The organism is Nitrosospira sp. Nsp14 (assembly GCF_900113575.1).
Lineage (GTDB): Bacteria > Pseudomonadota > Gammaproteobacteria > Burkholderiales > Nitrosomonadaceae > Nitrosospira.
In genome coordinates, this window is record NZ_FOPV01000014.1 from 34,008 (window position 1) to 57,985 (window position 23,978).

Sequence of the window (23,978 nt, forward strand, 5' to 3'; positions counted from 1 at the left end):
GATGAAGCGGGATGCTGACGCGCGTTTTTACAGCCATCTTACGCGTAATTCGATGGCTATCATACTCGCCGGCGGACGCGGCAGCCGGCTACGGCAGTTGACGGATTGGCGCGCAAAGCCAGCGGTCCCCTTCGGCGGCAAATTTAGGATAATAGATTTCCCGCTTTCCAACTGTGTTAATTCCGGCATCCGCCGTATTGGGGTCGCGACTCAATACAAATCACAGAGTCTGATCAGCCATATTCAGCAGGGATGGGGCTTTCTTGATGGGCGTTTTGAGGAATTTGTGGAATTGCTGCCGGCCCAGCAGCGTATCGAGGAAACCTGGTATCAGGGCACCGCTGATGCCGTGTATCAGAATATCGACATACTTCGAGTTTATAATCCCGATCACGTGCTCATCCTGGGCGGGGACCACGTGTATAAAATGGACTACAGCAAACTGCTCGCCTGGCACGTGGAGAAATCCGCAGACATGACTGTCGCGTGCGTTGGTGTCCCGGTAGGGGAAGCCAGCGGGTTTGGTGTCATGGGCGTAGACGAGGACTGGCGTGTCATCAGTTTTGACGAGAAACCAGCCCACCCTGCCTCGATGCCTGGCCAGCCTGGGTATGCGCTTTCAAACATGGGTGTCTATGTCTTCAACGCCCAATTCCTGTTCGAGCAGGTGATTCGCGATCATGACGACCCGCACTCGTCTCATGATTTTGGTAAGGATGTGATTCCACACCTGGTACCTCGCCGCCGGGTATTTGCTCACCGCTTTGCGGACAGCTGCGTCAACATGGTGTCAGGTGTGCCATACTGGCGGGACGTCGGGACGGTGGACGCATACTGGGAAGCGAATCTTGACCTTACCCACGTCACGCCGGACCTCAACCTATATGACAAGGATTGGCCAATCTGGACTCACCAGGAACAATTGCCTCCCGCCAAATTCGTTTTCGACGACGAGGATCGGCGGGGGCAGGCGCTGGATTCGATGGTTTCCGGCGGTTGTATTATCAGTGGGGCGACGGTACGCAGGTCATTATTATTCTCCAATGTGCAGGTACGCAGTTACAGCAGCATCGAAGACTCGGTGATACTGCCAAATGTGGATATTGGCCGCCATGTGCGCCTGAGACGGGTTGTGGTGGACAAGAGCTGCATCATTCCTCCCGGACTGGAGGTAGGATTTAATCTACAGGAAGACCAGAAGCGATTTTACGTCACCGATAATGGCGTTACGCTCATCACGCCGGAAATGCTGGGGCAAAAGATACATTATGTCAGATGAGAACGAATCCTAGCGAGGGAACACGGTAGCGCACGCGGCGTTTTTGGAGAGGGTTTCAGGCTCCTTTCATCAGGTTTGAATCGAAATGCAACAATTACACTTTGTCTTGCTTTGGCACATGCACCAGCCGGATTACCGAAACTACGAAACCGGTGAGTTCATGCTGCCCTGGGTTTACTTGCACGCCATCAAGGATTACAGTGATATGGCTGCCCATCTCGAAGCACATCCGTCGATTAAGGCGGTTGTTAATTTCGTGCCTGTCCTCCTGGACCAACTGGAGGATTACGCCGCACAGTTCGTGTCCGGGCAGTTGCGGGATCCGCTCCTGCGCATGCTCGCCACCCCCGATCTAGACAAGATTTCCACCGAGGATCGCCTGCGCACGTTCGATAGCTGCTTTCGCAGTAATCATTCGACCATGATGCAACCGTATCCGGCCTACAAGCGCCTGCATGAGATGCACGAAACGCTGCGCCAGCGGGGCGAGGCCGAGTTGACTTATCTTTCCGGGCAGTATCTGGCCGACTTGCTCGTGTGGTATCACTTGGCATGGACGGGTGAGAGCGTCCGCCGAAGCAATGAGACCGTGGTACGGTTAATGACGCAAGGTCGGGGTTTCAGTTATTCGGACCGGAGTCAGTTACTTGCCGTCATTGGGGAACTGATCCAAGGATTGATCCCCCGCTATCGCAAGTTGGCCGAGTCCGGCCAGATCGAATTGTCCACTACGCCGCATTACCATCCGCTGGCGCCATTACTAATCGATTTTTCTTCTGCGCGTGACAGCATGCCTAGCGCCAATTTGCCGGCGGAAAATAATTACCCGGGCGGCCGCAGTCGCGTTGCGTGGCACTTATCTTCCGCGATCGAGAGCCACACGCGGCGTTTTGGCATCAGGCCCAGCGGGGTATGGCCGGCCGAGGGCGCCATTTCAAGTCCGCTATTGGAAATTCTGGGTGAGCAACACTGCCACTGGAGCGCAAGCGGCGAAGGGGTGCTCGCCAACAGCCTGCGCAAATCGTTTCCGAGCGGCTCGTTGCCAGAAAGGAACCGTTATCTTTACCGGCCGTATCGGCTTGAAGGGCGGGCCGAAAGCGTTACCTGCTTCTTCCGCGATGAGAGACTTTCGGACATGATCGGCTTCGAGTATTCGAAATGGTTCGGCCGCGACGCCGCTGAGCATCTTGTACACTCGCTCGAAGATATTGGCCGGAATGCGGCTCCCGACGAGAATCCAGTTGTCAGCATCATACTTGATGGCGAAAATGCCTGGGAATACTATCCCTACAACGGATATTATTTTCTCAATGATCTCTACGAAATTCTGGAGAACCACCATTCAATTCGGGTCACCACTTACCGCGACTATATTTCTTCGCTCCATCCTGGAGAGATTACAGCTCTGCCTGTTCTCTCCGCGGGCAGCTGGGTCTACGGCACATTTTCCACCTGGATCGGCGATCCGGATAAAAACCGGGCGTGGGACCTGCTCTGCGCGGCCAAGCATAGCTATGATCTGGTAATGCAAAGCGGACGCCTGACTGACGAGGAAAAGCAGAAAGCTGAACGGCAGCTGGCCTCCTGCGAAAGCTCTGACTGGTTCTGGTGGCTGGGAGACTACAACTCTCCCTACGTGGTCGCGAGCTTTGACCGTTTGTTCCGTGATAACCTCGCCAATCTGTACAGCTTGCTCAGACTTCCGGTGCCGGAATCCGTACATGAGCCGATCAGTCAGGGTTGCGTCGAGGTATCTGAATCGGGGGGCACGATGAGACGGGCGTCCTAAGGAAGGACTTCATCGAGACACCGCCTCATAAGTGGCGGCTGGGTCGATATCTGCGGTCTCGCTTTCCTCACGCTGCTCCCACAGCCTCATGCTGCGATTCCGGCTGAGAAATCGGCCCAATTCAAATGGCCACTTCGAATAGTTGGGAGATGTGCCTGTTGTCTGGGACTTATCGAAGCGTTTTGACAAACGGACAGCGGCGGAGGTTAGACGCGCGAGTTTGCCGTTAAACGTTTTTCTTATTTCGCCGTTAAACGTTCTTCAACTTGAGGAACTTGATGTCCCAACCCGTTTCTCTGCTTTTCGGCGTTCACGCACACCAGCCCGTCGGCAATTTTCCCGAAGTGCTCGCAGATGCACATCGACGCTGTTACAAACCCTTTCTTGAAGTACTTTACCGCTATCCGCGGTTTCGTTTTGCGTTGCACATTTCCGGCTGGCTACTGGACTATCTGAGTGATCATTATCCCGAAGATATTGCGTTGCTGCGGGAAATGGTGACGCGGGATCAGGTCGAGTTATTCGGCGCAGGCGATACCGAGCCGGTCCTTGCGGCAATTCCGAACCGCGATCGCATCGGCCAAATTGAGACGTTTTCGAATAAGCTGGAAATGAAGCTCGGCAGGCGGCCAGAAGGCGCGTGGTTAACCGAGCGCGTATGGGAATCGACAGTCGTGCCGGCGTTGGCCGACTGCGGAATTCGCTACGTAATCGTGGACGATTATCATTTTCTCTGCGCCGGCAAAACTACAGCCGAATTGACCGGCTATTTCACTACCGAGGAGGATGGGCGCGTACTCGACCTTTTTCCTATTTCAGAAGCGTTGCGTTACAGGTTGCCGTTTTCTCCGCCTCATGAAGTCGTAGCCCACATCGAGTCCCAGGCTAACGCCATTGGAGGGGGCCGCAGTATGGCTGCCATTTATTTCGATGACATCGAGAAATTTGGCATCTGGCCGGAGACCTACCACTGGGTCTACGAAAAAGGCTGGCTCGACAATTTCATTCAAGGCGTTCTGGCCTCGCCCCTGATCCGCACCCAGCACTATAGAGACTATCACGCCGCCGAAAAAACGAGGGGCGTTGTATATCTGCCGACTACTTCCTATATTGAAATGAACGAGTGGACGCTTCCCGCCCAGCCGGCCAATATTTATGCCAGCCTCGTGCGGCAGGCAAAGACGGCAGGATGGTATGAGGGGAACCGGGCATTTCTGCGGGGCGGCATCTGGAAAAATTTCTTTTCCCGTTATCCTGAATCCAACTGGATGCACAAACGCATGCTGGGTCTTTCGTCGCGCCTGTCCATGCTCCGGGACCGGACGCATGATGAAACCATGACGCGCAAGCTCTACGAGGCGCAAGCCAATGATGCGTACTGGCACGGGTTGTTTGGCGGGCTATATTTACCCCATCTGCGGCGCGCGGTATTCAGGGCCATGATCGAATTGGAAGCGATGCTGGACGCATGTGAGGGACGCGCGGCACAATTCGTGGAAGATACCGATCTCGACGGCATCGAGGAGCTGTATCTCCAAAACGGCCTTATTCAGGCAGTGCTTAAACTGGACGGTAGCGGCAGTATCTTCGAACTGGATTCTTATGCGCTGAAGCATAATTTTGGCGATACGTTGAAGCGTCAGGTGGAGCATTATTACGAGCGGATTTTTCGAAGCGGAAGTGGATCGCAGCACAGTGGGGACGGCATCGCATCCGCCCACGAGAGGGTCAGTTTCAAGCATACAATTGGCGCCGCCGACCTGGAAGCTGATGATCATGCGCGAAGTTTATTTGTCGATCGGCTGAACGGCGGTTATGTAGCTTACCCGCATCCGAGCGTTCCTGCTGAGGGACGAGGATCGAGCGTGGAGCTGTTATCGGAGCATGTTGGGAAAAATATCGAGCTCGCCGGCAACGGAATTTATGTATCGTATCGCTTCCCCTCTGGAGCCAGCGGTGTATTTAGCACGGAAATCAATATCGCGATGCCTAGTTGCGACGGATGGGGTGGACGCTATATCCATGAGGGCGCAATCCTTTGCGGTTTCGGACAACTGCTTGAACTTTCGGCGATGGATGGTCTGACACTGGATGATAATGTGCTGGGGGGGAGTGTCAAGCTGACGACTTCATCTCCAGTGGCACTAATTGCCAAGCCGTGCTATTCGGTTTCGCAGTCTGAAGGAGGGTTTGAAAAAATCATGCAGGCTGTGACCCTCACTCTGGAGTGGCCACTAAGATCGGCTGACATGGTCGTTTCCCTTGAAGTTAGCACGAGTCAGGACATCGCCGTTCCCGTCTGACATGATGGGAACCATCTGCCCCACTTCAGCTCGAAGCAGCATGAGCGCACGATATCGAGGCCGGTCCTAGTCGTAGAGTTATAGCGGCGCTTTAGAAATTTCTGGTAAAATCGCAAATTCTCAAAAGAGCTCAGCAAGGATCTGTCATGACTTACGTAGTAACTGAAAGTTGTATCAAATGCAAATACACTGATTGTGTGGATGTGTGCCCGGTGGATTGTTTTCGTGAAGGGCCCAATTTTCTAGTGATTGATCCCGATGAATGCATTGATTGCACCCTATGCGTCGCTGAGTGTCCGGTAGAGGCGATTTTCTCCGAGGATGACGTGCCAGCAGACCAACAGCATTTTACCACGCTGAACGCCGAACTATCCAAGGCCTGGAAACCCATTATCGAGAAAAAGGACGCCCTGCCCGAGGCTGATGAATGGGCGAAAGTAACAGAGAAGCTGGAACAGCTGGAACGCTGACCGGACGACGATAGCCCACCGCCGCATGCGGTCCCTTCTGAATTTTCCGAAAGTCCTTCCTAACGAAGTTTTTATACACCTTGCCGCCGGCTTGAAGGCCGGCGTCTCGGTCATTACGCCCAATCGGCGACTCGCGACGGCGCTCAAGCGCGAGTTTGATGGATTTCAAGCTGCAAGAGGAGTATTGGTCTGGGATTCCGCCGACATCCTGCCGATCTCGGCCTTCATGGTTCGCCTCTATGAGGATGCGCTTTACTCCGATCAAGGAGGACATTTACCGACGCTCTTGACGTCTGCCCAGGAGCAGGTCGTGTGGGAGAACGTGATCTCGCATTCGGATGAGGGCGCAGCGCTGCTCTCAGTCCCGGAAACCGCACAGCTTGCGCGCGAGGCATGGGAGATTGCCCACGCATGGCGCCTCATCCCCAGGCTCCGGAATTCGCCCCTCAACGAAGACTGCAAGGCATTCCAGGATTGGTCCGGGCGCTATGAAAAAATTACCGGTGGCGGGCGGCAAATAGATATTGCGCGGCTTGGCGATCTCGCCGCAGGTTTCTATGCGAGCACAGAAGTAAGCAAACCCGCGCGACTGATCTGCTATGGGTTCGATATCGTTACACCACAACAGGCGCGGTTTTTGGTCTCCCTGGCCGAGACCGGTTGTGAGGTGATGCTGTCAGAACCTCAACCGCAACTCGAGTACTGGGGCCGCAACCTGCGGCGTGTCGAAAGCCCGGACCGCGAAGATGAGGTTTACCGGGCAGCGGTATGGGCACGCGCGCGCATCGAGGGCAACGGCGCCGCCCGTGTCGGAATCGTTGTTCCCGCATTGTCCGAGTATAGAAGTGTTGTCATGCGTGTCTTTGGTTCCGTAATGGAGCCTGACGTGCGCCAATCACTACCGGGAGCACCCAGGCGCACTTTACCCTTCAACGCGTCGCTTGGTCACCCTCTTCTCTCCTACCCGCTCGTCAGTGCTGTATTCCTGATACTCGAACTTGGCGCAGGGGAAGTTGAATTCGAACGGGTGAGCCTGCTGCTGCGATCGCCTTTCCTGGCTGGCGGGGAAACTGAAATGGGCGGTCGTGCCCGGCTTGATGCGAACTTGCGAAAACGCGCCGAGCCAACAATTTCGCTTGAAGCACTGCTCACCCTGCTCGAGCTGGAGGATGCGGGTAAACATTGCCCGGTTCTTGCGCAGAGCCTGTCAGCCTATGCGAAGTTCCGCAAAGCACAACTTTTACGCTCGCAAGCCCCTTCCCAGCTCGCGAGAGCAATTTCCGAAGCGCTGCGGGTGATCGGATTCCCAGGTGAGCGTGAGCTCGATTCCGCCGAATATCAGGCGTTGAAAAAGTGGCAGGAAGTGCTGGCAAATTTTGCCAGCCTCGACCTCGTGTTGTCCCGCAGCAGCTACAAGGCAGCGATACCCCGCCTTCGCCGCATGACGAGTGAAACGATGTTCCAGCCCGAGACGCCCGATGTTCCTATCCAGGTTCTGGGTGTCCTGGAGGCTGCCGGTATGACGTTCGATTGCCTGTGGGTCATGGGTTTATCGGCTGAAGTTTGGCCGCCCCAACCACGACCCAACCCTTTCCTCCCCGCTGAACTACAACGTGCCGCCGAGTTGCCGCAAGGTTCTGCCGCTGCCACATTCGCGCTTGCGCATCGTCTTACCAATGCATGGTTCTCGTCCGCGAACGAGGTTATTCTGAGCCACGCGCGACACTTTGGGGGCTCAGATGCGAGAGACTCCCCCCCCAGCCCGCTGATCGCAAATATCGCTATTGGCGAGCTTGCGTTACCCGATTATCCTGATTACGGCCGCCTTATTCATTACGCGCGCCAATTGGAGCGCATAGAAGATCATACCGCGCCGGCATACGTCCCCTTGCAAGGCGAAATTGAAGTGGCCGGGGGCATCGCGGTAATAAAAGATTACGTTACCTGCCCATTCCGCGCGTTATCTTTGCATCGTTTCGGTATTGAACGAATTCGTATGCCTCACGCGGGGCTCAATGCCATGGAGCGCGGCACATTGCTCCATTACATACTGGCGCAAGCATGGAGCCAGCTCAAGACTAAAAGCGGCCTCGATTCCATCAGTGAGAAAGACCTTGAAGCGATACTCATGCACGGCGCGGCAGAGGCGGTGGCGCGTATCCGGCGGCAGCGTCCGGGCCTGGCATGGGGACGATTCGCAGAAATAGAGCAGGGTCGACTCATCCGCTTAACGCTGGGATGGCTGAAGGAGGATAGAAAGCGGAGCAACTTCACGGTTGTTGCGATCGAGGCCAGGCGCAAGGTGGCAATTGGTGGGCTTACGTTGACGACGCGCCTTGACCGGGTCGACGAGCTCGATGATGGACGGCGCATTATTATCGATTACAAGACGAGAGCGCCTTCCGTAACCACCATGCTTGGCGATGGGCCAGAGGAACCGCAATTGCCTTTATATCTCGTCACGGCCGAGCCCGATGCTGTGGCCCTTGCGTTTGCCCAGGTCAAGGCCGGCGATATGCGTTTCGCGGCAGTTGCACGTGACAACGATTTACTCCCGGGGGGAAAGGCGCTGAGCGAGTCGCGTTACCGTGACTGGTACGGTTCATGGGAAGATCTGGTCGCCGCGTGGCGTATTAATCTGGAGCGATTCGTCGCTGGCTTCATGAGCGGGAGCGCGAAAATCGAGCCGAGAAAATACCCCGATACCTGTCGCAATTGTGATGCTAGACCGTTATGTCGGGTGTACGAGCGCATGGAGAGCGGGGTTGTGGACAAGGCGGGCGAAGATTGAGGAACGAATCGACATCGCCGGATAGGCCAACTGCCAAGACACCGTACACCGATACCCCGGACTTGGCCGAGCGCCTTCGTGTCCTTGATCCCGGCGAGTCTTTTATTGTTCAGGCACCCGCCGGGTCGGGAAAAACGGGACTTCTGATCCAACGCTATCTCAGGCTGCTCGCGTGCGTCAACGAACCCGAGGAAATTGTAGCGATCACATTCACACGCAAAGCCGCTGCGGAGATGCGCGAGCGCCTGATGAAGGCGCTGGTACAGTCCCGCATCACATCTCACCCGACCGGAATTGCTGAAACCGGATATGAAAAAACCACGCGCGAAGCGGCAAGCGCCGTGCTGCATCGCGACATCGAGGCAAGTTGGCATATCCTCGAAAACCCGGCCCGATTGCGCATTCAGACTTTTGATTCGTTATGCGCCTGGCTGACACGCCAGATGCCCGTGCTATCCGGGTTCGGCTCGCAGCCGGAAACCGTGGAGGATGCGACCGACTTATATCTTGAGGCGGCGCGCGCGATCGTTCGTCTTGTAGAGGGCGAAGCGGTCGAGGAGGGGGTGGCGCACGATACCGGGCGCTTGCTCGAGCATCTTGATAACGACGTCGAGCGGCTGGAAAAACTCCTCATTGGAATGCTGGCGCGCCGCGACCACTGGCTGCGCCATATCCACGGCAGGGAGCGGGACGAGCTGGAAGCGGCGTTGAGGAATACGCGGCATGAGGTACTCCGGCGCGTATGCGGATTGTATCCTGTCGCGGCCCGGGATGAACTGACCGCGCTGATACGATATGCAACCGATAACCTCGCTGCCGCTGGCAGAGACTCCCCTATCGTTGCGTATGAGCAATGTGGGGACCTCACGGCATTTCCGGGCGATGACGAGCAGGATACGTCCCGCTGGCAGGCAGTGGCCGCTCTGCTGCTTACAAGAGAAGGCGCCTGGCGCAAGCAGTTTACCGAGAGAGAGGGTTTTCCCTCCGAGCCCCCAGCTCGTAAAAACGTAGCTGCATCATGGAAGGAGCGGGCGCGCGTACTGGTTTCGCTATTGGCTGAAAAGGATACCGGTTCGCTGCGTGAGGCATTGGATGAGGTTCTTCACCTGCCGCCATCCACCTACACGGACGCCCAGTGGGAAGTACTCAGATCGATCACCCGGCTGCTGCCCCATGCCGTTGCGCAGCTCAAGCTTGTGTTTCAATCACGTAACCAAGTGGATTTCACGGAAGTCGCACAAGGCGCGTTGCGGGCGCTCGGTGACCTTCACGCGCCTACCGATCTTGCGCTTGCGCTCGATTATCGCATCCACCATTTACTCGTAGATGAGTTTCAGGATACGTCTATCAGCCAATATGAATTGATCGAAAAGTTGACTGCCGGATGGGAGTCAGGGGACGGGCGCAGTGTGCTGGCGGTGGGAGACCCCATGCAGTCCATCTATCGCTTTCGCGAGGCTGAGGTTGGTTTGTTTCTTCGCGCCCGTGCTGCGGGAATCGGAAACATTTCGTTGCAGCCGGTTACGCTTTCCGCCAATTTCCGGTCGCAACGAGGAGTCGTGGACTGGGTGAACGCTGCCTTCTCCCAGGTAATGCCAAGGCGAGAGAACATCACCATCGGTGCGGTATCCTATACTGATTCGATCGCCACGCATGACCTGCTGACGGGGAGCGCGGTCAGCTTGCATCCTTTTTTTAATGATGACCGCGTGGCGGAGGCAGCCAAAGTGGTGGAGATTGCCGCACAAGCGCGAAATGAACGGGCAGCGACCACGGCGATTCTGGTACGTAACCGTAGTCATCTCATAGACATCATCCCTCGGCTAAGAGAAGCAGGTTTGCGTTTTCGCGCAATCGAAATCGAGGGGCTGGGTCACAGGCCTGTGGTTCAGGATCTGCTGGCGCTGACCCGGGCACTAGCACATCCCGCAGACAGTTCAGCATGGCTCGCATTGCTGCGAGCGCCATGGTGCGGCCTTTTGCTGGCCGATATTTATGCGCTCGCCTCGCCGAACACCGTATTGAGTTCTGATCGCAGCGATGTGCTCCAGGAGGAAGGCGCAAGCGCGCCCGAAGGCAACCCATCTGTACGTGCTGGCATCGTCTGGGAGTGGCTCAGCGATGAGACTCGTCTGAACTCAATCTCGGCCGATGGCCGCCACCGGTTGCTGAGAGTGCGTGACGTGCTCCAGGCGTGCTTGAACAATCGCGGCCGGCAATCTTTACGGTCGACAGTTGAAGCAGCGTGGCTCGCGCTAGGTGGACCCGCCGCTATTGAAGATCCGACCGACTTTGAAGATGCGGCGGTTTATCTCGATTATCTTGAAAAGCAAGAGGATGCCGGCGATATTCCCAGCGTTGCGGCGCTGGAGGAAGGACTCGGCCACCTCTTTGCCTTGCCGGACGTGAAGGCGGACGACAGGCTACAAGTGATGACCATACACAAAGCAAAGGGACTCGAGTTTGATTGGGTAATCGTGCCCGGCCTGGGGCGGTCGCCCCGCAGTAACGATAAGAAACTGTTCATGTGGATGGAGACCGTTCGGTCGGCATCGGGAGTGCGCGGCGCAGGGGGCGGGAACGATCTGTTGCTGGCCCCAATCCAGGAAACGGGGGCGGATGAAGATTCGATCTATTTATGGCTGGAAAAACTCGAAGGCGAAAAAGAACGCCTGGAGGATGGGCGCCTGCTGTACGTTGCCGCCACTCGTGCGAGGCAGCGTCTGCATTTGCTTGGCAGCACCAGCGCCGCGCTGGCAAAAGACGGAGGACTTGAGCTGAAGCCGCCACCCAGCCGGTCGCTGCTGAGCAGGATTTGGCCAGTGGTGGCGCCGGAGTATGCGCAAGCCGCGGCACGGGCGATATCCTTGGGTTTCGTGTTTCAGCGCGGTGGCGGAGACGGAGCAGGAAATTGCATCGATCAGTCATTGCGTCGCTTCGTCTCCGGTTGGGTGTTACCGCCTCCGCCGCCACCAGTGCGGTGGCTGGCCCGGCCGCACACGGCTTCCGCACAGGGCAGCGTTGAATATTCCTGGGCGGGAGAAACTGCGCGTGTTATCGGCAATGTCGTGCACCGCTGGCTGCAGCGCATCGCAACCGAAGGTATTGAAAAATGGGATGTAGCGCGCATCCGGGTTTTTCGGAATACTTTCAGGCACCAACTGGTTGCATGCGGCATGATCCTCCACGGAGGGGAGATGGATATGGCTCTAGAACGCGTGTTAACGGCTCTTACCCACGCAGTGACCGATCCGCGCGGCCGCTGGCTGCTCGGGCCGCAGCAAGATGCCCGCAGCGAGTTGCGCATGACCACGGTTGCCGGCGGGGAATATTTCGATCATGTCATTGACCGTACTTTTCGTGATGCAAACGGACAACGCTGGGTTGTGGACTACAAAACCAGCAGTCATGAAGGCGCGGATATCGAGGGTTTTCTCAATCGTGAGCAAGAGCGTTATCATGTTCAACTCGATCGTTATGCAAATCTTATGCACTTGGTCGACGGCCAGGCGGTAAGGCGAGGTTTATACTTTCCACTACTGAAGGGTTGGCGGGAATGGGGCGATGACGGCTAAAGAACAAAGGCGTGTGCCTTTTCCTGATCGGAGGATTATGCGATTTCTCATGTATATGTTGGGCCTGCTTGCGCTTGCCGGATGTGCGTCAGCATCGACGACAGCGCCAGTGGCGCCGATGCGGCCCGACATTGAGGCCTTTATCGCCGAAATGGTGGAAAGGCATGGATTCGGGCGGGCCGAGCTTGAAGGCACCCTTCGCATGGCACAGTTTCAGCCGGCGATTATCAAAGCAATTTCACAGCCTGCTACGGCGAAGCCATGGTATGAGTTTCGTCCTCTCCTCGTCAGTCCGCAGCGCGTGGCAGATGGCGTCGCATTCTGGAATAATCATGCTGCCACGCTGGAGCGGGCACGCAGGGAGTTCGGCATCCCGGAGGAGATCGTAGCGGCGGTGATCGGGGTGGAAACGAATTACGGCATGCAGAGCGGCAGGCATCGCATCCTGGACGCGTTGACCACCTTGGCCTTCGACTATCCTAAGCGCGCGGGATTCTTTCGGGCGGAACTGGAGCAATATCTGTTGTTGAGTCGGGAGCAGGGTATGGATGTGCTCGGCGTCAGGGGATCGCATGCGGGGGCTATCGGCATACCCCAATTCATGCCCAGCAGTTACCGGCGGTACGCGATAGATTTTGACAGTGATGGCAAAGTCGACTTATCCGGGAGCCCAGCGGACGCGATCGGTAGTGTGGCGAATTATCTCAAGAGCTACGGCTGGGAAGCCGGCCAAGCGGCCGTCTTCCCAGCCCTGGTGAATGGTACCGACTACCGCGGTGCCTTGTTCACGGGGACGAAGTCGTTTTATCCCTTGAGCGAACTGCGGGAACGAGGCGTCATTCCCTACGGGGAATCGCCTGGTAATCTTCCGGCTACATTGATCGAACTGGAGAATGACGGCGGAAACGAGTATTGGCTGGGTTTCAATAATTTCTTCGTCATAACGCGTTACAATCGCAGTGTGAATTACGCGATGTCGGTATTGCAGCTGGCCGATGAAATCCGGGCAGCAAGAAATTCAAATTTCCAATAAGCACGAATCATCCTTTTTCCGCATCGACTGCGCAGATTGCGAGACTGCGGAACGGTTCTCTTAGCACAGATGCCGTCGCGGTGAGCTCAGACCTGCCGGCTGAATGCCACCACGTGATCTGCTTCCAGCCTGATGCCGATTTTCTCGCCGATAGGGTGATTGTGATGGCTGGGCACGAGCGATAGCGCGGTGCTTCCGCCGGGGAGGCGCAAAGTGTAGAGGATGTCAGCTCCCCGGAAGGCCTTTTGCATGACGACGGCTCTAACGGGGCTGGCGTCGTCATGCACGATATCATCCGGACGGATGAGCACGTCCACGCTACCACCGCTGCGGCACAGTTGGCACTCAGGACCGCAACGATGTGCAACCTCGCCCTGGAGAACGCCCAGTTCTATTTCCACCTGGTTGGGGCCAAGTATCTTGCCCGGGACAAATACGCCTTCGCCGATGAAATCCGCCACAAACCGGTTAGCGGGCTTATGGTACAAGTTATATGCGGTGTCCCACTGCTGGATTTGGCCTTGATGCATCACGCCAATCTCATCGGCGATGGCAAAAGCCTCTTCCTGGTCGTGCGTCACCAAGATAGCGGTAGCGTTTTGATTCTTGAGAATATCACGCACTTCGAGGCTTAAGCGCGCACGCAGGGTAACGTCTAGGTTCGAAAAAGGCTCATCCAGCAAAAGCAGATCGGGGCGGGGCGCCAGGGCACGCGCCAAGGCAACCCGCTGCTGCTGTCCGCCCGACAGTTGATGAGGATATTTTTCCGCATCATGTGTGAGACCCACCGTTTGGAGCATATCGGTGATGCGTTGGGCCCGCTCAGCCTTTCCCACCCGATGCAGACCAAAGCCCACATTGCCGCGAACGGTTAAATGAGGAAACAGCGCATAATCCTGGAATACCATGCCGATATGGCGTTGTTCCGGGGGAAGGCAGAAGCTCGGGCTGCTTATTACCACGCCGTTCAGCCAAATTTCACCGGCGGAAATGGGCTCGAATCCTGCGATGCTACGGAGTACCGTGGTTTTGCCGCATCCGCTTGGACCCAGCAGGCAGCCGATTGTCCCTTTTCTCAGGGTGAGTGAAAGATCCTCTACTACTGTTTGCTGCCCATAGGCATGCCGGATATTCTTGAGCTCAAGCAGCGTGTTCATGGAGCGGCATTCTATTATTTTTCAGCTTGCCGCATAAGAAAGATAATGGGAAGCAGGCCGGCGAGCACCAACGTCACCGCGGGAAGCGCGGCCTGTTCCCATTCACCCTCTGAAGTCATTTCGAATATCCTCACCGCCAGAGTGTCCCAGCCGAAGGGCCGGGTCATCAGGGTAATGGGCATTTCCTTCATCACGTCCACGAATACGAGCGATGCGGCGGTAAAAATTCCTCCTTTCAAAATAGGCAGGTGCACACGCCGCAGTGCCGCCCATCCGGTTAAGCCAAATCCCCTGACGGCTTCATCGATGCTGGGGGTGATACGGTGCATGGCACTATCTATCGGGTTATAACTGACCGCCAGGAAACGCGTCAGGTAAGCGATCAGCATGGTGAGAAGGGTGCCTTGCAGAATCAGCCCGCTATGGAAATCAAATAATCGCAGAGCCATTTCGCTCAACTGGTTATCCAGCCAGGCGACCGGAATGAAAATCCCAACTGCCAGCACTGCGCCAGGCAAGGCGTAGCCTATGGTGGAAATGCGAACCGCGGCGCCTGTAATCCGATCAGGATGGCGCCGGGCTGCATAAACCATGAGTAGTGCGACACCACAGGTAAGCGCGGCCGCCACAGCGGAAAGCAGCAATGAGTGCCAGAGAAATTCGAGGTAGCGCTGATCGAAATCACTGGCAAAAACACCCGCCGCCCAAATGCTCAACTGACTTACTGGCAAGATGAACGCAAGGAACAGGGTGCCTGATGCGAGGGCGGCGATAGACCATGCGCGCCACCCCGAGAGCGGAATGCGGTCAATTCTCGCGCTTTGCCTGCTTTCGGCATAACGCATACCGGACCGCATTCGCTGCTCTACTATGATTACGACGAAGACAATCACAATCAGTACCGAGGCAAGCTGGGAGGCCGCAGACAACGAAAACATGCCAAACCAGGCTTTGTAAATGGCGGTGGTGAAGGTATCGTAATTGAAGACGGCAACGGTGCCAAAATCTGCAAGCGTTTCCATCAACGCCAGCATCACGCCGCCTGCGATCCAAGGCCGGGCCATCGGCAGCGATAGTTTGACGAACCCATGGGTGCGGTCGAAACCCAACGATTGTGCCGCTTCAAGCGTACGTTTCCCCTGAGTGAGGAAGGCGTTTCGCGCCAGCAGATAGACATAGGGATAAAATGCCAGAATCATGACAACGATAACGCCCAGTCTGCCGCGCACGTTGGGAAACCAGGCCAAGTCCGATTGCAGCCACGCACGCAGCGCGGTTTGGACCGGACCGACATAATCAAACAGACCAAGTGCAACGAATGCGATGACATAAGCTGGGATGGCGAGCGGCAGAAGCAGGGCCCAGGAAAAAAATCCCCTTCCCGGAAAATCACATACCGCAGTAAACCATGCCAGGCTCACTCCCAACAACGCGGTGCCGAGAGACACCCCTAAAGCGAGCCAAAAGGTATTCGCAACTAGCTCGGCCAGTGTCGTTTCGACCAGATGTTGCCATACATCGCCCGCCGGCGCGAAAAGCGAGGAGACGACCGTACCGACGGGTATCAGTACAAGCGTGGCGATGAAAACAGGAATCAGGCGCCAGCCGACGGAAGTACGCACGGCGCGGATTGACGAGCTGTAGAAAGAGCTGCCGGTATTTACGTTCGAGTCAGTGCCGGCGGATTGCAGCGCCTCGCCATTCGAAGCCTTCATCCTTATCGATAGCCTGCCCGATCCATCAACTTGACTGCTTCGGCCTGCAACTCTCCGGCTTTGTTAACGTTTATGGTGTTCTGTTTGAACGTACCCCAGGCAGCGACAGCAGGGTCAGGTTTCACTCTGGGATTGACCGGGTATTCCATATTCACATCGGCAAACAGGTTTTGCGCTTTCTCCGATGACAGGAATTCCAGCAACCGGATCGCAGCTGGCGCATTGTGTGCATACCGGGTAACACCCCCCCCTGAGATGTTTACGTGAACCCCGTTGCTCTCCTGGTTGGGCCAGAAAATCCCAAGCGGCAGCGCAGGGTTTTTTTCCATCAGACGCCCGTAATAATATGTGTTGGCAATGGTGACATCACATTTTCCCGCCGCGACGAATTCCATCGCCCTGGTATCATCGGACAATGGATCAGTGGCCAGATTCGCAACCCAACCTTTCACAATTTTCTCGGCTGTGCTCTCGCCATGCTCGGCAATCATCATTGCTACAAGTGACTGGTTGTATACCTTCTTTGACGTGCGTAGACACAACCGTCCCTTCCACTTGGGGTCTGCGAGTGCTTCGTAGGTCGAAAGATCGGAGGGCTTTACTTTTTGTGTGTTATAAATGATAGTGCGGGCACGCACCGACAGACCGAACCATTGATTGCCGGGATCGCGAAGATGAGCGGGAACATTGGACTCCAGCGTTTTGGACTCGACCGGTCTTAATAGACCTTCGCGCGCGGCTTCCCATAAGTTGCCCGCATCGGCGGTAATAAGCACATCGGCAGGCGTGTTTTTTCCTTCCGCCTTCAGACGCGCGAGCAGCGCGCCTTCTTTGTCGGTAATGAATTTAACCGTTGTACCGGTCTCCTTAGAGAACGCGTCGAACATCGGCTTGATTAATTGCTCGATGCGGGCTGAATAGACGACGACCTGGTCGGCATGAGATGTGCTGGCGGCAAACAGCGTGACACAAGAGAACATTACGGTAAGATAGCGGTTAAGATCTTTCAGAATAGTGCCCTCTCGGGAATGATGGCCGAAGCGGGGAGCGGGACGGATGGGATGGGTAGCGGAAGACCGGAGCAACGGTTCAGCTCGCGGAGCTGCATTGTCAGCGGCTTGGCACTGCAACCGGCCTGTCACGCCCCTGAAGCCCCATCTCATACGGTTTGTTGTAAAATCAGCTACTCGCGTTGCACTCCTATGCAGCGCCCTGAACGTAGACGCGCAAACTAGGACCTTCGTCGTGCGGCTTGCGTTTACCCTGGTTTTGCCAGCTCGTTTTCGAACGGAGCACTCCACGGGGATGTTGTTCATCGGTTCCTTGACGCAGGAATTCAACATTTTATTCTCTCCGTATCTAAATAGCATGGCCGGTCGTCGCCATATTATAAATGATAACAATTATCAGTAAAGCTTCGTATTAATATATCATGGATAAACCAGAACCGATCCCGTCTTCCGGCAGACTGAAGGAGCTTCTCGCCATTCCTGAGAGACAGCGTACCGAAGCGCAATGGGACGAAATCAACGAGCTTGAAATTACACTGACGCCTGTAAATCGAGTTGTAACGCCCGACCGCACGGTCCGGCGGCAAGCCCCAGCTTCCCCCGATCAGCTCAAGCAGCGGGATCATACGCAGGGAAAGCGGTCTTTGAAGAAGTTGCGTAAAAGACCGAAACCGGGCGCTGTATGAGAAAATTACGCGGTTGAGCGGCGACAAAAGCCAAGGCATTGTGCATCGGATGAAGGACTCCCGCTGGCAAGGGGCTGTGACCGGTAGACGGCGAATATCAGGGGAATCATCCAATTTGTGTCTTATTAACCAACCGACAGCACAGGGGGAAGAATATGGAATTAACGACTACGCCAAACATAGAGGGAAAGCGCGTGACGAAGTACCTCGGCATCGTCGCGGGCGAGGCTATCCTGGGCGCCAATTTGTTCAAGGATCTTTTCGCCGGGATCCGTGACCTTGTGGGGGGCCGTTCGGCGACTTACGAGAAAGAGTTGCAGCGCGCACGCGATATTGCGCTTGAGGAGCTACGCCAGCGCGCGCAGGACCTGGGTGCAAATGCAGTCGTTGGGATCGATATCGATTACGAAATAATGGGTAAGGAGAACGGCATGCTGATGGTTTCTGCCAGCGGCACTGCCGTAACCGTTGAGTGAGAGGGCTGGTCGGGAGGAGATTCCGTCCCTTTCTACCACGGTATCGCTTTTCCATCAAAAGAGATGAACCTGCCCGAGTCTTCGATAGTGAGACGGCTGATGACCTCGCGCATTCCCGACACGCTCTGCATGCTTGAAATCAATGCGTGCGGTCCTCCCATATCAGTTTTCACCCATCCGGGATGTAATACCAGGGCGATGACACCCGCAGGTTTCAAGTCTATTGCCAGCGTCTTGACGACCATATTTACCGCCGCCTTGCTGGACCGGTACATATAGCTTCCACCGCTGCTGTTGTCCGCAATGCTGCCCATTTTGCTGCTGATCGTCACCACGGTTTTTTTATCGCTACGAACGATATGGGCACGAAATGCCCGAACCATTTTAAAGGTCGCCATTGTATTGACCAGAAAAGCGCGCATCCAGGCTTCATAATCGCTGTTATTTGAAGGGCCGGCATGAGGATCGGTATAAATACCCGCATTATTGATCAGCAGGTCGATCGATTGATCAGCAAGCGATACCGCTAGCTGATCAATCTCCGGATGATCGGCCACGTCCAGTCGATGTACCGAGAGTTGACCGGGATATTGGGCAGCCAGTGTATTGAGGGCATCAGATTTTTCCGGATTACGGGCGCACGCCAGCACACGCCAGCCATCCGCAGCATACTGTCTGGAGAATTCCAGTCCGATGCCGCGATTCGCTCCGGTGATCAATGTCGTGTTCATACCCTTCTCCTAATGGGAACGACGGTATTGCCCAAGCCTGACAATACCGTCGAGTATAAATGATCAGATCACGTTAATGCCAAGTTCTGCTTTTGCCAGCTTGCTCCGCAATTATGAATAAAAAGCGGGACGAAGTGAAACGATAAAAAGGAGCGAGACATGACTGAGCGAATTGCACTCGTAACCGGGGCATCCAGCGGTATTGGGAGGGCGACGGCTGAACTGCTTGCCCGGAACGGCTATTACGTATTCGCCGCAGCACGGCGTATGTATAGGCTGGAACAGATACGTTCCCATCACATTGAGCCTGTTGAACTGGATGTGACTGACGAGGAAGCCATTCACCGAGTGGTAGGCCATGTCATGTCAACGAAAGGGCGCATCGATGTACTGGTGAATAACGCCGCATACGCCCAGCTGGGTGCGATTGAATGTGTTTCGATGGAAGCTGCGCATCATCAGTTCGAGGTGAACGTATTCGGCTACGCCCGGTTCATGCAATCCGTCGTCCCGCACATGCGGACGCAGAAGTCGGGGTGCATTGTCAACATTACCTCGGCCCTGGGGAAGATGACGATACCGGGATTTGGCTGGTACACCGCTTCCAAACATGCCTTGGAGGCGCTCTCCGAAACCCTTCGTGGTGAGGTAATGGAGTTTGGGATCAACGTCGTGGTTATTGCGCCTGGATTGATAAAGACGGAATTCGTTCCCAACCAGTTGCGCTTACTGGATACAATCGCGCATCCAGCGGCCTATGAAAAGCTGGTCGCGGGCGCGCATCAGATTGTGTCGCACGAACCGAGATGTCCCGGACCGGAGATCATCGCCCAGGCCGTACTCGATGCCATCACAACCTCAAACCCGCCGTTGCGGCATGCGTTGCCGCTCGACTCGAAGATGGCCGTGGTGGCCAGGTGGCTGCTGGGCCCGCGTTTATTTGAGTGGGCGGTGCGGCAGCAGATGAAACCGTGGAAACCCTGAGACGTACGTTTCATCAACCCGCAGTTTCGTTTACACCTGTTCATTTTTGGAAGAGGAAAAGATATCCCAGGCAGCGATGAATAATGCTGCAATGACCGGGCCAATGACGAATCCGTTAAGACCGAAGAGAACCAGGCCGCCGAGAGTGGAGATGAGTACGACGTAATCGGGAATTTTTGTATCCCTGCCGACAAGTATGGGCCGAAGCACGTTATCCACCATCCCGATCACCAAGACACCAAACAGGATCAGGGTGATGCCCTGCACCAAAGCACCGGTAAGCAGGAAATAGATGGCTACCGGCGCCCAGATGAGGCCGGCGCCAATTGCTGGCAACAGAGAAAGCAGGGCCATCACCGATCCCCACAGCAATGCGCCTTGTATGCCCAGGAACGAAAACATCGCGCCACCCAGCGCTCCCTGTATCGCGGCCACAGCAATGTTGCCTTTTACAGTCGCGCGTACCACAGTAGTGAATTTGCTGAGCAGATGGCGCTTGTGCTCCAGGCTGAGCGGAATCGCCTGGTTTATCTTGGAGGTTAAGATTGTGCCATCCCTCAGCAGAAAAAACAGGAGGTAAAGCATGATACCGAAACTGATAATAAATTCGAATGTGTTCTGTCCAATATTGAGGGCCTCAGCTGCGATGAGCTGACTTCCCTGTAAGGCACTGTCTGAGAGCGCGTCCCTTATGCCGGAAATATCCGAGAGACCGAGACGGTCGAGGAGGTTGGCCAGCCATTGCGGCAACGCAGCCATGATTTGCTGGAAATAGGTGCCGAAATTCAGTTGCCCCGAGCGGATTCTCTCGTACACGGTCAGTCCCTCCTGTAGCAACGAACCCGCAAGGACCGTAAACGGCAGAATGACGATAAGCAGGCAGAACAACAGTGTCGTGAGCGCGGCGAGGTTGCGGCGCTGGTTCACCATCACCAATAACCGTCGGTGAAGAGGGGCAAATATGATCGCGAGCACAGACGCCCAAAATACCGTGCCATAGAAGGGCAGCAGTATCCATACAAACGCCACCGAAACGATGATCAACAGCAACAGGAAGGTCTTTTGTTGAAGCTCCGGGGAATTCATGTGATTCAGTATTCCAGAGGAAATGCAATAGGGCGACAGCCTCATCCTACCCTAACTCATCCCCAAGTGGGAGAGGCAGGAAGTTCAGGGCCACGGCAACAGATGACAGAAGCGCGAAGCTGAAACCGTTCAGGTGCGTAGACTGGGAAGGGGACAGGTCGAAAAAAGTGGGATGAACGCGGCGGCGTTAATGATTTCCGGAAACGTATTCTATGGTCTCTACTTCAACTGGATGAGGCCAAAAGTCAGAGATTCCCCGGCAAAGCATTCAGTCCGGCTTGTGCAACCTGCGCATCCTCATTCGACCTTACGCCGCTTACGCCCACGGCGCCAATGAACTCACCCTCCACTACAACAGGCAATCCGCCCTCGATCGGCAGTGTTCCAGGCAAGCCGAGATAGCGCAGCCGACCTTCACCCACGTGTTCATCCCATACTTTCGTAGGCCGGCGAAAGGCGATAGCTGCGCGGGCTTTCTGGATCGCTACTTCAATGCTGCCGAATTGGGTGTTGTCGCGGCGCAGAAGATGAATGAGGTGACCGCCTTCATCAACAATTGCAATGACAACTGCCCATCCGTTGCGACTGGCCTCCGCTTCCGCGGCAGCGGCAATATTTTTGGCATCGCTGAGCGTGAGTGAACGAGTGTTATTCATGACTATACGGGGAGCTAGTTACGAAATCGAAACAATGTGCCAGCCCATTCGCTTCGTTCAAAACGAAGCACGCCGGATAGTTCCGGCGTGCTTTGAACGTTCAGGATTTATATTAGCGGCACGATGAGCAGGGCAACAATATTCATGATCTTGATGAGCGGGTTGATCGCAGGGCCCGCCGTGTCTTTGTAAGGATCGCCGACCGTATCCCCGGTTACCGCAGCCTTATGCGCCTCCGAGCCCTTGCCGCCGAAATGGCCATCCTCGATGTATTTTTTAGCGTTATCCCAGGCCCCGCCCCCTGCGGTCATGGAGATGGCTACGAAAATGCCGGTGATGATGGCACCGATCAGGACGCCACCCAAGGCTACGGGCCCAAGGATAAGACCGACGAGTACGGGCACAGCCACCGGCAGCAATGAAGGAACAATCATCTCCTTGATGGCCGCCTTCGTTACCATATCCACTGCTCTGGAATAGTCCGGCTTGGCGGTGCCTTCCATGATACCCGGAATCTCCCTGAACTGGCGGCGCACTTCCACAACCACCGAACCCGCGGCGCGGCCGACGGCTTCCATCGCCATAGCGCCGAACAGATAGGGCACCATGCCCCCGAGAAACAAGCCGATGATTACCATATGATCGGATAAATCGAAGTTCACGATTTTTCCGCCGCTGGAAAGCGCGTGCGTGTAATCGGCAAACAGGACTAGCGCGGCGAGGCCAGCCGAGCCGATGGCATAACCTTTCGTCACTGCCTTTGTAGTGTTTCCCACCGCATCCAGCGGGTCGGTGATATCGCGCACCTCGGGTGGCAGGCCCGCCATTTCCGCGATCCCACCGGCGTTATCCGTGATCGGGCCATATGCATCAAGCGCCACGATGATGCCGGCCATTGACAGCATAGAGGTCGCAGCAATAGCAATGCCGTACAGTCCCGCCAGTTCAAATGTGCACCAGATCGAGAGGCAGACGACGATCACGGGCGCGGCGGTAGATTTCATGGAAACGCCGAGTCCGGCGATTACGTTGGTGCCATGACCGGTGCTCGACGCTTCGGCGATATGCTGCACGGGCTTATATTCAGTAGAGGTATAGTATTCGGTAATCCATACCATCGCGGCGGTCAGCACTAGACCTACCAATCCGGACAAGTATAGATTCATCGAGGACACCAGCTTGCCTTCAATCATTACGCCATCACCAAGCATAATGGTAGTGATGGGATAGAAGGCAACCGCCGCCAGTCCACCAGCAACCGCCAAACCACGGTAAAGCGCATTCATGATTTTGCCGCCTTCGCGCGCTTTTACGAAGTAGCAGCCGATAATGGACGCAATAATGGATATTCCGCCGAGTACCAGCGGATAGAGCACGGCATTAGGACCCGCATCGGTGATAAGCAGGCCGCCGAGCAACATCGTGGCGATTATGGTCACCGCGTAAGTTTCGAACAGGTCAGCTGCCATTCCGGCACAATCGCCTACGTTATCGCCCACATTGTCGGCTATGACTGCAGGGTTACGGGGGTCATCCTCGGGAATACCCGCTTCGACTTTTCCCACCAGATCGGCGCCAACGTCCGCGCCCTTCGTGAATATGCCGCCGCCAAGCCGGGCAAAAATGGAAATTAGCGAACTACCAAAGGCTACGCCTACGAGAGCATGCGTTGCTTCGGATTCGGTTGCGCCCATGCCGGTAAGAACAGCAAAGTAGCCGGCGACACCCAGCAGGCCCAACCCCACCACCAGCATGCCGGTGATGGCGCCGCCTCTAAAGGCCACATCCAGGGCGGCGTTAAGGCCATGTCTGGCAGCTTCCGCCGTGCGAACGTTGGCGCGCACCGACACGTTCATGCCGATGTAGCCGGTCAGACCCGATAGAAATGCGCCGAGAGCGAAGCCGACAGCGGTTTGCCAGCCCAAAGCCATGAAGATCGCTACCAGGAGGATAACGCCCACGATGCTGATCGTGGTGTATTGACGATTGAGGTAAGCGGAAGCGCCTTGCTGAATTGCGGCAGCGATCTCGCGCATGCGTTCGTTGCCTGTGGGCAACGCCACGATCCATTTTATCGAAATTACTCCGTACAGGAGTGCGGCCATTGCGCAACCGATTGCTATGATCAAACCAGTAGCCATTTAAATCTCCATTGAAGCGTTATTCACCCAAAAACGAAAACAATACGTTTGCATTAAATATCGGTTGGCAAACCCGAACGAAAATCAAGCCGCTAC

17 protein-coding genes are annotated in these 23,978 nt (G+C 55.7%); 10 read left to right on the plus strand and 7 right to left on the minus strand.

Annotation, left to right across the window (positions count from 1 at the left end; translation table 11 throughout):
- The first annotated feature begins 1 nt into the window (after position 1).
- The 7 genes from glgC to mltB all read left to right on the plus strand — a co-directional run bounded on the left by glgC (position 2) and on the right by mltB (position 13,240).
- Positions 2-1,279 (plus strand): glucose-1-phosphate adenylyltransferase, encoded by a 1,278-nt coding sequence (glgC, locus tag BM022_RS10155; protein WP_091139024.1) that lies wholly within the window; start codon positions 2-4, stop codon positions 1,277-1,279.
- 85 nt (positions 1,280-1,364) lie between these two features.
- On the plus strand, positions 1,365-3,068 hold the full coding sequence (locus tag BM022_RS10160) for a glycoside hydrolase family 57 protein (RefSeq protein ID WP_091139026.1): 1,704 nt from the start codon (positions 1,365-1,367) through the stop codon (positions 3,066-3,068).
- Between the two features lie 278 nt (positions 3,069-3,346).
- Positions 3,347-5,371 carry an alpha-amylase/4-alpha-glucanotransferase domain-containing protein gene (locus BM022_RS10165; protein WP_091139028.1) on the plus strand — a complete coding sequence of 675 codons (2,025 nt, stop codon included), beginning with the start codon at positions 3,347-3,349 and terminating at the stop codon, positions 5,369-5,371.
- A 146-nt stretch (positions 5,372-5,517) separates the two neighbouring features.
- On the plus strand, positions 5,518-5,841 hold the full coding sequence (gene fdxA, locus BM022_RS10170; protein ID WP_091139030.1) for a ferredoxin FdxA: 324 nt from the start codon (positions 5,518-5,520) through the stop codon (positions 5,839-5,841).
- Between the two features lie 25 nt (positions 5,842-5,866).
- Complete coding sequence (locus tag BM022_RS10175) at positions 5,867-8,632, plus strand: PD-(D/E)XK nuclease family protein (RefSeq protein ID WP_177191693.1); 2,766 nt, start codon at positions 5,867-5,869, stop codon at positions 8,630-8,632.
- Positions 8,629-12,207, plus strand: a complete 3,579-nt coding sequence (locus tag BM022_RS10180; protein WP_256209121.1) for a UvrD-helicase domain-containing protein — start codon at positions 8,629-8,631, stop codon at positions 12,205-12,207. Before BM022_RS10175 ends, BM022_RS10180 begins: the two co-directional genes overlap by 4 nt.
- Before the next feature lie 37 nt (positions 12,208-12,244).
- Positions 12,245-13,240 (plus strand): lytic murein transglycosylase B, encoded by a 996-nt coding sequence (mltB, locus tag BM022_RS10185; protein WP_091139136.1) that lies wholly within the window; start codon positions 12,245-12,247, stop codon positions 13,238-13,240.
- An 86-nt stretch (positions 13,241-13,326) separates the two neighbouring features.
- Here mltB and BM022_RS10190 read toward each other — a convergent pair whose 3' ends face one another.
- Genes BM022_RS10190 through BM022_RS10200 form a run of 3 tightly spaced genes read right to left on the minus strand, consistent with a single transcriptional unit; the run spans position 13,327 to position 17,092 of the window.
- A complete protein-coding gene (locus BM022_RS10190) occupies positions 13,327-14,397 on the minus strand; it encodes an ABC transporter ATP-binding protein (RefSeq protein WP_091139033.1) in 1,071 nt (356 codons plus the stop codon).
- Between the two features lie 14 nt (positions 14,398-14,411).
- A complete protein-coding gene (locus BM022_RS10195; protein WP_091139035.1) occupies positions 14,412-16,112 on the minus strand; it encodes an ABC transporter permease in 1,701 nt (566 codons plus the stop codon).
- A gap of 2 nt (positions 16,113-16,114) precedes the next feature.
- Positions 16,115-17,092 carry a Fe(3+) ABC transporter substrate-binding protein gene (locus BM022_RS10200; protein ID WP_091139138.1) on the minus strand — a complete coding sequence of 326 codons (978 nt, stop codon included), beginning with the start codon at positions 17,090-17,092 and terminating at the stop codon, positions 16,115-16,117.
- A gap of 452 nt (positions 17,093-17,544) precedes the next feature.
- Between BM022_RS10200 and BM022_RS10205 the strand changes: the two genes are divergently transcribed.
- Positions 17,545-17,808 (plus strand): hypothetical protein, encoded by a 264-nt coding sequence (locus BM022_RS10205; protein WP_091139037.1) that lies wholly within the window; start codon positions 17,545-17,547, stop codon positions 17,806-17,808.
- A 155-nt stretch (positions 17,809-17,963) separates the two neighbouring features.
- The gene (locus BM022_RS10210) at positions 17,964-18,284 is read left to right on the plus strand and encodes a heavy metal-binding domain-containing protein (protein ID WP_091139038.1); all 321 of its coding nucleotides are present in this window, start codon (positions 17,964-17,966) and stop codon (positions 18,282-18,284) included.
- Positions 18,285-18,316: 32 nt separating this feature from the next.
- Here the strand turns inward: BM022_RS10210 and BM022_RS10215 are convergent, their stop codons facing one another.
- Positions 18,317-19,015 (minus strand): SDR family oxidoreductase, encoded by a 699-nt coding sequence (locus BM022_RS10215; protein WP_091139040.1) that lies wholly within the window; start codon positions 19,013-19,015, stop codon positions 18,317-18,319.
- 159 nt (positions 19,016-19,174) lie between these two features.
- Between BM022_RS10215 and BM022_RS10220 the strand changes: the two genes are divergently transcribed.
- Positions 19,175-19,999, plus strand: coding sequence for an SDR family NAD(P)-dependent oxidoreductase (locus tag BM022_RS10220; protein ID WP_091139041.1), 825 nt, complete (start codon positions 19,175-19,177; stop codon positions 19,997-19,999).
- Positions 20,000-20,029: 30 nt separating this feature from the next.
- Here BM022_RS10220 and BM022_RS10225 read toward each other — a convergent pair whose 3' ends face one another.
- The 3 genes from BM022_RS10225 to BM022_RS10235 all read right to left on the minus strand — a co-directional run bounded on the left by BM022_RS10225 (position 20,030) and on the right by BM022_RS10235 (position 23,882).
- Complete coding sequence (locus tag BM022_RS10225; RefSeq protein ID WP_091139043.1) at positions 20,030-21,085, minus strand: AI-2E family transporter; 1,056 nt, start codon at positions 21,083-21,085, stop codon at positions 20,030-20,032.
- A 245-nt stretch (positions 21,086-21,330) separates the two neighbouring features.
- Positions 21,331-21,741: a GlcG/HbpS family heme-binding protein gene (locus BM022_RS10230; RefSeq protein ID WP_091139044.1), complete on the minus strand. Its 411-nt coding sequence runs from the start codon at positions 21,739-21,741 to the stop codon at positions 21,331-21,333.
- Between the two features lie 107 nt (positions 21,742-21,848).
- Positions 21,849-23,882 (minus strand): sodium-translocating pyrophosphatase, encoded by a 2,034-nt coding sequence (locus BM022_RS10235; RefSeq protein WP_091139045.1) that lies wholly within the window; start codon positions 23,880-23,882, stop codon positions 21,849-21,851.
- Positions 23,883-23,978 lie beyond the last annotated feature (96 nt).